The organism is Nocardia amikacinitolerans NBRC 108937 (genome assembly GCF_001612615.1).
Taxonomy (GTDB): Bacteria; Actinomycetota; Actinomycetes; order Mycobacteriales; family Mycobacteriaceae; genus Nocardia; species Nocardia amikacinitolerans.
In genome coordinates this window covers 67,833-80,505 of record NZ_BDAU01000019.1, presented here as the reverse complement: position 1 = coordinate 80,505, position 12,673 = coordinate 67,833, and the positions used below count along the sequence as shown (strand labels likewise).

Here is a 12,673-nt window from a genome sequence, read left to right as displayed (position 1 = left end):
GGTCGGCGGTCGCAACCGCGAGTGAATAGGTCGGCGATCAGTTTAATGGTTCGCGCGGAACACTATCCCGCTGGTACGCGCGGTTCATCCCGGGTATCGGCCGCGGCGCCGGTGATCCGGTTTGCCGCCAGTTTCCCGGAGAGCAGCGCGGTCGGCACTCCGACGCCCGGCGTGGTGCCGCAACCGGCGATAACCACGTTGTCGCTGAAACTCGGGAAATTCCGCGGCCGGAACGGACCGGTCTGCCGGAACAGGTGCGCGACGGAGAACGGCGTGCCCGCGATCATGCCCTGCGCCAGCCACGTCTTCGGGGTGTCCAGGTGATCGACGGTGAAGTGTTCGGCGATTCCGCGGTAGCCGCGCGTCTCCAGCACCTCGAGCAGTTCGCGCAGGTACGGCCTTGCCAGCCGGTCCCAGTCGAGCGGTGCGCTCGCCAGGTTGGGGCAGGGTGCGAGCAGCGAGAACGGCTCGTGCCTGCCGTCGGGACGGTCGATGTAGAGCCCGGGATCGGTCAGCGCGGGGCGGGTCAGCAGCAGCGACGGGTCGCGCATCAGTCGTCCGCGCGCGGTGAGCCTGCCGCCGCGGCGCGGCGCGACGGCGATCTCGTCGAAGGTGGTGTCCCACGCCGCGCCGAAATCGATGGTGTGGTGCGCCTGCACCGGCCAGCTCGCGGCGACGTCGGCCGGAATCGTGCCGTGCGCGACCACCGCCGACGGCGCGGCCCGCAGTCCGCGTCTGCGGGGCACGCCGAAGCGTTCGATCGAGCCGAGGTCGGCCGTGAGGATCACCGCGTCGCAGTCGATCGCGCGTCCGTCGGCGGTGCGTACCCGGCGGGCGCGTCGTCCTTCGTACTCGATCCCGTCGACCTCGGTGTTGAGGTGCAGCGTCCCGCCCGCGACGGTGAACGCCTCGGCCATGGTGGCGGCGATGGCGCGCATCCCGCCCTCGGGGAAGTAGACGCCGAGCGAGGTGTCCATGTGCGGGATCGCGCCGTAGACGGCGAGCGCGTCGGCGGGCGCCATGCCCGCGTAGAGCGCCTGGAAGGTGAACAGCCGGGCGAGTCGCCGGTCGGTGAGTATCCGGCCGACGCGCGGTCCGAGCCTGCCGAACCCGCCTAGCCGCACCAGCTCGAGCAGGGCGGCGCGTTTGCGCGGGGAGCGCACCATGTCCAGCGGCGAGTCGAAATTGGTGTCCATGAACTCGGTGAACTCGGCGCGGTAGATGCGCGCCAGCCAGTCCCGGAGCTGTCGATAGCGGCGCGCCTCGTCCTGGCCGCAGGTGCGGGCGACCTCCTCGGCCATGGCCTCCGGGTCCGCGAACACCCGGATGGTGGAGTCGTCGGCGAAGCGCGCGTGATAACTCGGCGCGAGCCGGTGGATGCGCAGGGGTGTCGAGCCGGACTCGGGTGTCCGGCCGACCGCGGCGAGCGCGTCGGTGATCAGTTCCGGCAGCGTGAGCACCGTCGCGCCGTTGTCGATCTCGTAGTCCGGCCCTCGGTACCTGCCGACCCGGCCGCCGGGATGATCGGCCCTTTCCAGCAGCGTGACCGAACGCCCCGCCCCGGTGAGATACAGCGCGGCGGCGAGCCCGGACAGGCCGGCGCCCACAACGACCACCCGATCGGTCGGTCCCGCAACGGTTTTCATCTGACTTCTCCTCGACCGCCGGACACGGCGGTACTGCGCACGACACTTTGCACGACACTTTGCCTCGGCCCGCGCCGCGTGCGCTCCGGCGGAACGCGGCGGTTCGCACGCCGCGGCGGACCGGTGCGACGTGCGTTTCGCGCGCCGCTGCGACTCTCGTGCCTGCCGGTCGGTAGGCGGATCGCCACGTGGTGCGCTGCGCCGGTCGCCTCGCGACATCCGGCGCCGAAGGTGTGGGGACTCAGTCCTCGGCCGACTCGGTGTCCCGCGGCGCCGAGCACGCCCGGGGGACACGGACACCGCGCCGGGTCGGCAGGGCGGCGCCGAGAATCAGTCTGCGTTCGGTCAGCGCTGCGGTGGACTTTCCGCGGCGCTTTCCGGTGCTGCGCGGGGCCGGTCCTGCGCCGACGGCGATGACGCGATCGGCTGGTCCCACAACGGCTTTCATGCGGTCCTCCTGGTTGCGGCCAGAGCCATGCCGCGTAGTTGCTCTTTGGCGGCGGGGGTGGCCGAGCTGGAATCGATGGCGGCGAGGCCGCGGTCGGTGAGGTCGGCGATGCGCTGTTCCACATCGTCGACGGCGCCGAGCTCGGTGAGCACGGCGCGCAGGCGCGTGACGTCCTCGGCGCCGAGATCGGTGCCGATGCTGGTGCGCAGCAGGTGCGCGGCGGACGGATCGGTGGCGTCGGCGCGGCGCAGCGCCTCGGCGAGCAGTACGGTGCGCTTGCCCTCGCGCAGGTCGTCGCCGGAGGGTTTGCCGGTGACCTCCGGATCGCCGAACACGCCGAGCAGGTCGTCGCGCAGCTGGAAGGCGATCCCGATGTCGGTGCCGAAGGTGCGGTAGGCGGCGATCAGGGCCGGGTCGGCGTCGGCGATCGCGGCGCCGAGGTGCAGCGGACGCTCCACGGTGTAGGCGGCGGTCTTGTAGCGGTTGATGCGCAACGCTGCCTCCACCGACTCGTCGCCGACCGCTTCGCCGTTGATGTCGAGCAGCTGTCCGCCGAGCACCTCGGTGCGCATCATCGCCCAGACCGCCGCGAACCGCGCGAGCGCCGCGGAATCGAGCCCCGCGGCGTGCACCAGGTCGTCGGCCCAGGCCAGAGCGAGATCGCCGATCAGGATCGCGACGCTGGCGCCGAAGTGCGCGGAGTCGCCCGGCAAGCCGCGCTCGCGGTGGCGCTGCTCGAAATCGACGTGCACCGTGGGGAAACGGCGGCGGGTGCGGGAGGAGTCGATGATGTCGTCGTGGATCAGCGCGCACGCCTGCACCAGTTCGAGCGCCGAGCAGGCGGCGAGCACCGCGTCCGCGTCCGCGCCGTCCGGGTCGCCACCCGCGCCGAGCCAGCCGGTCCAGGCGAACGCGGGCCTGGTGCGCTTGCCGCCGCGAAGCACGAACATCTCCAGCGCGTCGGCGGCGTCGACGAAGACCGGTCCGAGCGGCTCGACGATCGGCCGCCGGGTGGCGAAGAACTCGCTGAGCCGGTCCTGCACGGCGGCGACGAAATCGGACGTGCCGGTGCTCGGCGTCCGTGGCGCGTCGGCCGCGGGCGTTGCCGGGGTTCTTGTCGGAGTACCGGGTCCGGCGGACAGAGGAACCTCCAGGGTCACGGGTGTGGTCGCGCCGGTCGAGCGCGACTGTTCGTTGTGTGGGCGAGCGCGCGTCACCGCCGCCCGGGTCGGCGCGATCGCGGCGCACGTCCGGTCCGGCCGCAGCGATAGTGGTGCCGTATCAGAGAATACGCGGCCATCCGACCGCGGCGTCGACCAACCTCCGCCCCGGGAAATCCCGTGCCGACACGGCCGTACGGCCGTCCCACTACACTGAACCGGTGACTTTCGATTCCGTGCGGGGACGTTCGACCCCAGGACGCCCGTCCCCGACGCCACCGATCGTCTCGGGAACACCTTCGGTCGTGCAGAGCTTGCAGGTGCATTCCGGCCGGATGGTGCCGTTCTCCGTCGAGTTCAACCCGCCGCGCGACGCAGCGGGCGAGGCGCGGCTCTGGCGCGCGGTCCGCGAGTTCGAGCGCATGCATCCGGCGTTCGTATCGATGACCTACGGTGCGGGCGGTTCCACGAAGGATCGCACCGTGCGGGTGACCGGTGAACTCGCGCAGGAGACCACCCTGCTGCCGGTGGCGCACCTGACCGCCGTCGGGCACAGCGTGGCCGAGCTGCGCTCGCTGGTCGGCGCGTACGCCGATTCCGGTATCCGCAACATCCTGGTGCTGCGCGGCGACCCGCCCGGCGACCCGCTCGGCGAGTGGCACAAGCACCCCGACGGCGTGGAGTACGCCGAGGAACTCGTCCGCATCGTGCGCGATCTCGGCGATTTCCACGTCGGCGTCGCCTCGTTCCCGCAGGGCCACCACCGCTCGCCGGACCTGGAGACCGACACCGCCTTCCTCGCCGCGAAACTGCGTGCGGGCGCGGAGTATTCGATCACCCAGATGTTCTTCGAAGTCGACCACTACCTGCGCCTGCGGGATCGGGTCGTCGCGATGGATCCGGTCGAGGGCGCCAAGCCGATCATCCCGGAGCTGATGCCGATCACCTCGCTGCGCACCGTGACGAGGGCCGAGGAGCTGTGCGGTCGCGAGCTGCCCGCCTCGGTGCTGGAGCGGCTGCGCAAGGCGGCGGGCGACGGTCCGGAGGAGGATCGCGCCGCGGTGCGTGAGGTCGGCATCGAGATCGCCACCGAGATGGCGCAGCGGCTGATCGACGAGGGCGCGCCGTGCCTGCACTTCATCACGCTGAACTTCGCCAAGGCGACGAGCGAGGTGTTGACGAATCTCGGCTACGGGGTAACCGCAGCCCCCATGAGCGCCTGAAGATCGCGCCGATGAGCGCCGGACACAGCGCTTCGCGCCCGAAGCCGTAACACCGGCGGAGGTCGCAGTGCCGCGACGGCGTGATGTTCTGACAACCGAGTGCCCCGCCGGTCGCCGACCAGCGGGGCACTCGCCCATCAAGCCGCCCGCGCCGCCCGCGATCCCCACGCCTCGGCCAGCAGCCGATGGGACTCCAGCCGGTCCGCGTGATCATGCGTGACGCTGGTGACCAGCAGTTCGTCCGCGCCGGTCACCCGTTGTAGCGCGGCGAGCCGTTGCACCACCGTGTCCGGCGACCCGACGAACTGGGTGGCCAGCCGATCGTCGACCAGCCGCAGCTGGTCGGGGGTGAGCGGACCCGCCGCCTCCGGCGCGAGGAACTCGGTCGCCCCCGTCCCGGCGCGGATGCCGTACACCCAGTGCCCGTAGCCCGCGGCCAGCCGCTTGGCTTTCGCGTCGTCGGCGGCGACCACTACGTCGGCCGAGACCACCACGTACGGCTCGGCCAGGTACTCGGACGGACGGAACGCCGCGCGGTAGGCGGCGACGGCGTCCAGCGCGGTTCCCGGCGCCACGTGGTAGGCCGCGGCGAACGGCAGACCGAGGCGACCGGCGAGCTCGGCGCTCTCGCCGCCGGAGCTGCCGAACAACCACAGCTGCACCCGCGCGTTCTCGCCGGGCACCGCGTGCAGCGGGATACCGTCCGCGCTGGTGTAGGTGCCCGCGAGCAGGGCGCGGACCTCATCGATCTGGTCGGCGAAGTCCGGCGCCTGCGCGCCGGGCTGCTGCAACGCCCGCAGCCCTGCCAGGTAGCGGGAGCGGTCGACGATGCGACCGGGATCGAACGGCGGCGGGACCACCACACCGTCCCGGATCTCGGTGCGTCCGGTCGCGGTGTCGACGCGCGGGTGTCCGCCCTTGGGATGTTCCGGCTCCGAACCGAATTGGGCCCGCCGATGCCCCGAACGCCCGAGCCCGAGGTCAAGCCGTCCGGGGTGGAGGGCGTCGATGGTGCCGAACGCCTCCACGATCGACGCCGAGGTGTGATGGCCGACCTGCACCGCCGCCGAACCCACCCGAATCCGCGAGGTGTTGGCCGCGACCAGCCCGATCAGGGTGATCGAGCTGGAACTGGCCACCGCGACGAAGTGATGTTCGGCCAGCCAATACCGGTGGTAGCCCCACTGTTCGGCGCGCTTGGCCAGTTCGACGGTGTTGCGCAGCGCCTGCTGCGCGGTGGAACCGGCGCTGATCGGGGCCAGGTCGAGGATGGAGAGGGGGACCGTCACGCCGGCCCCCTTCCGACCCGCGGATCCTGCTCGCCCGCCTCGATGGCCACCCGCAGCCGGTTCTGCGCGGGCGCCACCGGGCAGGTCGCGAAATCGGTGAAGGCGCAGGGCAGATTGGCCGCCCGGTTGAAGTCGAGCAGCACCGCGCCGTCGACGTCGGGCGCGGCGATGCTCAGCGACCTGGCCGCGGGGTACGTGGTGATGCCGCTGGTGGCGTCGGTGAACAGGATGCGCAGTCCGGCACCGGCCTGGAACGCGACGACGCGCTCGGTGACCGCGCCGAGGGTGAATTCGATGGTGCCCGTTGCGGTGTGGTGATGTTCGAGCCCGTCGACCACGGCCGCCGTGACGACGTCCCTCGGTTCGGCGAACGCCTCGAAGCGGCCGGGCACGATCCAGCGCGGGTCCGGCTGGTACGCGGGAATCCCGGCGAACGCGGCCAGCGACGGGGCGGCGGGGTCGTGGACCCGCACCGCGTGGCGCCCGGTGCGCCGGATGACCTCGAGCACGCGCTGTTCGTGGCGCACCTCCAGGCCCGGCGCGCCTTCGGCGGGGGTGAGGATCTGCACGCCCGCGATGCCGGTGCCGTCGAAGACGAGGCGGTCGGCCGGTCGCGCGGTGATGAACACCTTGTCGTCGGTGACCCACCAGGTGCCGGGCAGGTCGGGCAGCCGCTCGGGCTGGTCGGTGAGCCAGTGCAGTGCGGTCAGGCTCAGGAAGCCGAGCCGGTCGCGCAGCTGGTCCTCCCTCGCGCCGTGCCAGGCGGCCCACTCGGAGTCGAAACTTGTTGCGGTGGTCGCGGTCATGACGCTCTTGCTCCTTCGTGGACGGATGTGCGGTGCTGCGGGTGGCGCAGGCCGAGGTGGTCGCGCAGGGTGTCGCCGGTGTACTCGGTGCGGAAGCTGCCGCGCTCCTGGAGTTCCGGGACGACGCGGTCGACGAACTCGTCGAGCCCGCCGGGGGTGAGATGGGGGACGAGAATGAAACCGTCGGCCGCGTCGGTCTGCACGTATTCGTCGATGCGCTCGGCGACCTCGACCGGTGTGCCGACGAACTGCTGGCGCGCGGTGACCTCGATGATCAGCTCGCGGATGCTGAGGTTCTCGGCCTCGGCCTTGGCGCGCCACGCCTCGGCGACCGCGCGCGGATCCTTCGCGTGACGCACCCGTCCCCTGGTGATGTTCACGTCGCCGGAGGGGTCGACGTCGGGCAGCGGTCCGTCCGGGTCGTAGCCGGAAAGGTCGCGGCCCCAGACCTGTTCGAGGAACGCGATGGCCGTCTGCGGACCCACCTGCTGGTAGCGGATGTGCCTGGCCCGGTCCTCGGCCTCGGCGGCGGTGTCGCCGAGCACGAAGGTGGCGGCGGGCAGGATCTTCAGTTCGTCGTGCCCGCGGCCGTATTTGGCCAGCCGGCCCTTCATGTCGGCGTAGAACGCGCGTCCGGCCTCGAGGGTGCCGTGGCCGGTGAAGATGGCATCGGCGGTTGCGGCGCCGAATTCGCGGCCGTCGTCGGAATCGCCCGCCTGCAACAGCACCGGATGTCCCTGCGGGCTCGGCGGCAGCACGAAGCGCGCGGCGATGTCGAATTGTGCGCCGCGGTGGCGGGTTTCGGGAATGTTCCTGGCGAAGACGCCCGCGTCGCGATCGACCACCAGCGCGTCGGCGGGCCAGCTGTCCCACAGTGCGCGCGCCACCTCGACCGTCTCGGCCGCGCGGCGGTATCGATCCGCGTGCTCCAGATAGCCACCGCGGCGGAAGTTCTCGCCCGTGAAAGCGTCGGAGGAGGTGACGACGTTCCACGCCGCGCGTCCGCCGGACAGGTGATCCAGCGACGCGAACTGCTTGGCCAGCTCGAACGGTTCGCCGCAAGGAGTTCGGTGAGCGATTCGCCCGTGCCGATGTGACGAAGTACCGAGCCGGTGGTCCTCGTGGCGACACGCGGTGCTGTGTTGTCCCGCTGATCTCCCAGCTGCGCGCCAGCCAGGGTTTGATCGCGCTGGTGTTCGTGGTCGTGAATCTGGCGGTGGACCTGCTGTATCCGCTGCTCGATTCGCTGGATCAGCGCGGACAGCCGGCCGGGGTTCGGCGGCGGGTCTCGGCGCGGCGTCGGGTTCGGCGGGCGCGGCCGCGTGGGCAGATCATTCGGTCCTCCATCGTTCCTGGCGGAAGCACCCGCACCCGGTGGTCGGGGGGTTGCTGCGACGTCGGCGAGCCAGGTCTCTCGGTCGCTCTGGATGGTGTTGCGGACCCCGGTCCGCACCGGGCGCGGCAGGGTCGAGCCGAATCATCATGCGGAGCAGGGCATGTGGTGGACAAGGTTAGGAATCAGGGTGAGCGCAGCCCTGGCGTCGGGTGGTGCGGCGGACGATCATTGCGCGGGTCGGCGGGTCGGCGGGTCGGCGGGTCGGCAGGTCGGCAGGTCGGCAGGTCGGCAGGTCGGCAGGTCGGTTCCTGCATCCAGGCCCTCGAGGTAGACGCGTCCGCTCGTGATGGCGCTCTGAGATGCGGGTGCAAGCCGACGCGCCGAAAACTTGCCGATTGCCGAAACGGCTGCTGAGCGGGTTTGCCGGAGTACCGTGTCCTCACCGTGCCGACGATGAGGAGCACCGCTGTGACCCTGTTGCGCCGCTTCACCACTCTCACCGCCGCCGCGACCGGATCGGTCGCGCTGGCATTCGGCGTCTGCGCCCCCGCCGTGGCGGCGCCCGCGCCCGTCCCCGCCGCACCTTCGGCCGCCACCGAACTGGCGGGCAAACAGCAGGCCGCCGCACCCGGCGATCTGCTCGGCGCCTACCAGTCCACCGTGGAGGCGCTGCGCGGATTCGGGATGGACCCGTTCCTGTACCCGACCGCCGCGGCGTTCTGCGGCAACGGCAGCACCTTCGGTCTGGTGCCCGGCGTCGCGGGCGCCATGCCGGGACCGTGGCCCAAGACGACGGTGTCCATTCCCGGTCTGGATCTGACGGCCGTGAAGTCCGGGCAGACCATGTTCACCTTCGTGCCCTACGGCGTCAGCCAGGACAGCCGCAACACCGCGGGTATGCAAGTGGCCTGGCTGAATGTCAGCAACGGCCGCAGCGGCATCACCAAAATGGGCCCGCTCGCCGATATCTTCCGCGCCATGATCCCCGCCGAGGTACCGGCCGACCTGCGCCCGCACGCCGAACGCGCCGTCCAGGACTTCTTCTTCGCCGCCCTCCCCGTCGGCGGCATCCGCGCCGTCCCCGTCGACACCGGCAAGGGCACCGTCCTCGCCGCCGTCTTCGGCACCGTCGAGAACGGCAACCAGTCCTGCTTCTTCCTCCCGACCATCGGCATCACCTCGGTCCCGTAAAACCCACGAGTACGGACACCGGCTCGGTCCTCGGACCGGGCCGGTTTCGTACGTTGCCCGAATAGGGATGCGGTGCAGGCGCATTCGAGCACTGTTCACCGGGAGGACGTTCGAATGGGTGCAGGCCTGGCTTCCACACGCACCGCACACGCCCCGTACCGGGTGCCGAGAATCGACGGTAGTCATATGGCGGTTGCATCGTCGGTGACAGCGACCATTCGACTCCCGTCGAATCCATTTCTCTATCGACGGGAGAGAAATGGTGGTTGCGGGGTTGACGGTGCGGTGCGCAACACACCCGATCAGTCCATGGCGGGCAGCTCGCGACCCTTCCAGCGCAGTGCCCCACGGCTTTTCGCGCGGTGGGAGCGGAAGACCAGGCGCTGGTAGGCGGCGATCGAAAGCGGGTGCGCCAGTGCCGTTACCGCGTCGGTGCGGCGGAGGGGGCCGCCGGATTCGAGGGAGCGGGCGAGGAGGCGGCCGGTGACGGCGGCGGCGTAGCCGAGCGCGCCGGTGCGGCGGTTCGCTCCGCTGCCGAACAGGGCGGCCAGCGGCGGGAGCCAATAGCCGAGTGCCAGCACGGTTCCCACGGCGGCGGCCGCCGGACGTGAGCCTCCGTAGGCGGACCAGAGCCAGCGGGTGTACCCGGCTTCGATCTCGGTCGCGTCGCGGTACATGCGGGTGCGGGCGAGTCGACCGGCGGCGACGAGGTGGGTGGTGTGTCCGGCGCGACGCAGGGCACGGGCGATGCCGAGGTCCTCGGTGGGGCTGTCCGCTACCGAGGCGTGCCCGCCGATGGCGCGGTAGGCGGCGGTGTCGAAGGCGAGGAACTGGCCGCAGGCGACCGCCGTAGACGGGCGGTGGCCGCGGTTGCCCAGCACGATGGGCAGCGTCGACGCCCACGACCAGCAGAGCAGCGGCTGCACCAGCGCCTCGGCGAAGGTCTCGGCCACCTGCGTCGGCCACGGCGAGATCATGGCCGCGCCGTGATCGCGCACCGCGCGCGCCGCCGCGGCGATGGCTCGCGGAGCCAGCCGCACGTCGGCGTCCAGGAAAACGATGATCGGCGTCTGGACGAGTTCGGCGAGGCGGGCGCAAGCTGCGGCCTTGCCGGTCCAGCCCGGCGGCGGCTGGGCATCCGATCGGATCACCTCGAAGCGGGGGTCGCCCGCGATCGCCTCCCGCGCGGCCGCCGCGGTGCCATCGGTGGAACCGTCGTCGAGGATCAGCACCCGCAGGGCGGGCACGCCGGTCTGAGCACGCAGATCGGCGATCAACGCGGGGAGCCGCTCCGCTTCGTCACGGGCCGGTACGCATACGGTAACTGCCTCGGCCACTTCAGCATTCGCGTCCAAACGCGGCATCGAGAGCCGATTGATCAGCGAGATACCGCAACTCGCGAGTGCGATGGCCGCGCCGATCCGGACGGGCGCGGCGGAACCGCGGGCGGTACTGCTCCATGCGCGGTGGGTCTCTCCGATCCGATCGGGCAGCGCAGCACCGCGGCTCTCGAGGGCTACGGTCGCGCCGATCTGCGCGGGCGCGGCGGAACCGCGGGCGATACTGCCCCACGCGAGGGTGAGTTCTGCGAGCCGACCGGCCAGCGCAACACCGTGGCTCACGACTGTGACAGCCGCGCCGATCCGCGTCGGCGCGGCGACGCTGTGGTCGAGCGAGGGATCATCCGTCGCCGAGGTTGTATCTCCCAGCGTCCTCGGAACGCCCGGGAGTCCTCGTGGCACTGTCACCACCCATCCTGTGGGAGTCCGCGGCTCGCCCTACTGTCGGCACTCCTTCGCTCGGGCGATGTGGTACCGGCGTGCGCGACAGGTACACACGGCCCGAACGGCCCGCGGGTGACCGAGGGCCGGATCAACGGAACTGCTTGACCGTCCGCCACCAACGCCGCCAGGAGAATTGGTGCTCGGGGACTTCCGGCGCGGCGGGGTTGCGATCCATGTACGCCATGGCCGCGACGATGGCGGCGACCGCGAGCGTGATGCCGCCGACTATGCCTGCCCAGCCCGCGAAGGAGCGGGTGTTCGGGTCGGCGTAGTGGACCTCGGCGAGCACCCTGGACACCTCGCCGGGCGGCAGCTTCCAGGAGACGGTGGAATCGCCCTCGCGGTTGCCGTTGGTCTTGGCCACCCTGGCCGGGAACGCGATGGTGAACTGCACGTCGGAGCCGTGCGGCGGCACCGACTTCAGGTCGACTCGCCCCTCCAGGCTGACCAGATCGCCGGTGCGCTTGAAGTTCAGCTGGAACATCCCCTGCGTCTGCTCGGACAGCGTGCTGAGCTGCTGCACCTCACCGAAGGAAAGATCCTCGAAGAACACCTTGCTGCCCAGGTAACCGTCCTGGTTGTAGGGCTCCACCCGCACCTTCGCCGCCAGCGTTTCGGGCGCCTTCAGCTGCGGACCCTTGTCGTCGGGACTCGCGGGCACCACCGCCGCGATGACCCGCCCGGACACCCGATCGTTGGACGAAACGCCCATCGACACCTGCACCCGCAGGCACCCCGCCAGCACCGGCGCGAACAGCACGGCGAGCAGCACGCCCGCGACTACCCGCACCCTGGTACGTGGTGCGCGCGGCGACGGTCGGACCGGGACATCGGGCATCGTGGTGGCGGGACTCGGTTGCACGGCTCACATCGTGCCAGGCCGAACGCCCGAATCGCCACGCGGCGGGCGCGACACGACGACACACCCCGCCCCGCCTTGCCTTATATACCGTCGTCCCTTTGCTCGATGTCGCACGCGCACATCATCGAGCACACCCCGCCGATCGACGCCGAACCGATCCCACAGCCGCCCGCAACGTCTCACCCATCGATGCGCCGATGCCGCCGGAACGCTGGCGTTTTCGCCAGAACAGACGCGCGCACTCCCCGCCGCGTTGCGCTCGACCGCCGCCCTCGCCTCGAAACCGAGCAACAACTCATCGCGGCGGACGTGACACGCCGACACCCTGCCTTATATACCGTGGCCCCTCGGCTCGATGTCGCACGCGCGCCACCGAGCCCCGCGGCCGATCGAGTCGAACTCGATGCCGACCGCCCGCACCGCCTCGCCCTGCGCGCCGGGCGACTCGCCGATGCCGCTGGATCGCCAGCGGCTTCTTCAGAAAGACCGCGCGCCCTCCACGCCCATCGCGCCCGACCGCCCCCGATCGCCTCGTGAACCGAGCAGCTCATGGCGGTGATCGCACGGTCACCCCGCGCCGTTCCGGAGCCCGGTGGCCGAGTGCGCAGCGGCGTCAACCAGCAGGGCGCCTAGGGCGGAGCAGCGGTGGGCAAAGCGCGCGCGGCTGTCGACCGCTGCGGGGCATCTCTGGCGGAGCGTTGGCGGGCGAACCCGCGGTGGGGTCGAAGGGGCGTGGGGCGCCTCGGCGGAGCAGCGCCGGGACGGGGCACCCTGCGCGCCGGTCCGGAGCCGTGTCGCGCCGAGTGCGCGGCGGCGTCAACCGGCGGGGCGCCTGGGGCGGAGAGCAGCGGTGGGTGAAGTGCGCTCGAGATCATCGACCAGCGTGCGGCGCTTCGCCGGAGCGGTGGGCAAAGCGCGCGCTGCTGTG

General features: G+C 71.3%; 9 protein-coding genes, 1 pseudogene and 1 riboswitch. Of the genes and pseudogenes, 2 read left to right on the top strand and 8 right to left on the bottom strand.

The window, feature by feature from the left end; translation table 11 throughout:
* Nucleotides 1–62 precede the first annotated feature (62 nt).
* The 3 genes from crtI to NAM01S_RS15655 form a co-directional block, all read right to left on the bottom strand.
* Nucleotides 63–1,646: a phytoene desaturase family protein gene (crtI, locus tag NAM01S_RS15665; protein ID WP_067785794.1), complete on the bottom strand. Its 1,584-nt coding sequence runs from the start codon at nt 1,644–1,646 to the stop codon at nt 63–65.
* Between the two features lie 241 nt (nt 1,647–1,887).
* Nucleotides 1,888–2,094, bottom strand: coding sequence for a hypothetical protein (locus NAM01S_RS15660; RefSeq protein ID WP_143861479.1), 207 nt, complete (start codon nt 2,092–2,094; stop codon nt 1,888–1,890).
* The gene (locus tag NAM01S_RS15655; protein ID WP_067786166.1) at nt 2,091–3,248 is read right to left on the bottom strand and encodes a polyprenyl synthetase family protein; all 1,158 of its coding nucleotides are present in this window, start codon (nt 3,246–3,248) and stop codon (nt 2,091–2,093) included. Before NAM01S_RS15655 ends, NAM01S_RS15660 begins: the two co-directional genes overlap by 4 nt.
* 227 nt (nt 3,249–3,475) lie before the next feature.
* Between NAM01S_RS15655 and NAM01S_RS15650 the strand changes: the two genes are divergently transcribed.
* Nucleotides 3,476–4,477, top strand: a complete 1,002-nt coding sequence (locus NAM01S_RS15650; RefSeq protein WP_084482973.1) for a methylenetetrahydrofolate reductase — start codon at nt 3,476–3,478, stop codon at nt 4,475–4,477.
* Nucleotides 4,478–4,614: 137 nt separating this feature from the next.
* On the opposite strand, the gene NAM01S_RS15645 is transcribed toward NAM01S_RS15650, so the two are convergent.
* The 3 genes and pseudogenes from NAM01S_RS15645 to NAM01S_RS15635 all read right to left on the bottom strand — a co-directional run.
* Nucleotides 4,615–5,766 (bottom strand): LLM class flavin-dependent oxidoreductase, encoded by a 1,152-nt coding sequence (locus NAM01S_RS15645; RefSeq protein ID WP_067785788.1) that lies wholly within the window; start codon nt 5,764–5,766, stop codon nt 4,615–4,617.
* Nucleotides 5,763–6,572, bottom strand: a complete 810-nt coding sequence (locus NAM01S_RS15640) for a DUF1684 domain-containing protein (protein WP_067785785.1) — start codon at nt 6,570–6,572, stop codon at nt 5,763–5,765. The genes NAM01S_RS15645 and NAM01S_RS15640 overlap by 4 nt, the downstream gene beginning before the upstream one ends.
* Nucleotides 6,569–7,639: pseudogene (locus NAM01S_RS15635) on the bottom strand (NtaA/DmoA family FMN-dependent monooxygenase); the annotation flags it as partial. The pseudogene NAM01S_RS15635 and the gene NAM01S_RS15640, both read right to left, overlap by 4 nt.
* 273 nt (nt 7,640–7,912) lie before the next feature.
* Nucleotides 7,913–8,006, bottom strand: a riboswitch (SAM riboswitch).
* Nucleotides 8,007–8,361: 355 nt separating this feature from the next.
* Between NAM01S_RS15635 and NAM01S_RS15630 the strand changes: the two are divergent.
* Nucleotides 8,362–9,099 carry a hypothetical protein gene (locus NAM01S_RS15630; protein WP_067786162.1) on the top strand — a complete coding sequence of 246 codons (738 nt, stop codon included), beginning with the start codon at nt 8,362–8,364 and terminating at the stop codon, nt 9,097–9,099.
* Between the two features lie 302 nt (nt 9,100–9,401).
* On the opposite strand, the gene NAM01S_RS15625 is transcribed toward NAM01S_RS15630, so the two are convergent.
* A complete protein-coding gene (locus NAM01S_RS15625; RefSeq protein ID WP_372511670.1) occupies nt 9,402–10,721 on the bottom strand; it encodes a glycosyltransferase family 2 protein in 1,320 nt (439 codons plus the stop codon).
* Nucleotides 10,722–10,971: 250 nt separating this feature from the next.
* Complete coding sequence (locus tag NAM01S_RS15620) at nt 10,972–11,721, bottom strand: LppM family (lipo)protein (RefSeq protein ID WP_084482999.1); 750 nt, start codon at nt 11,719–11,721, stop codon at nt 10,972–10,974.
* Nucleotides 11,722–12,673: the final 952 nt, after the last annotated feature.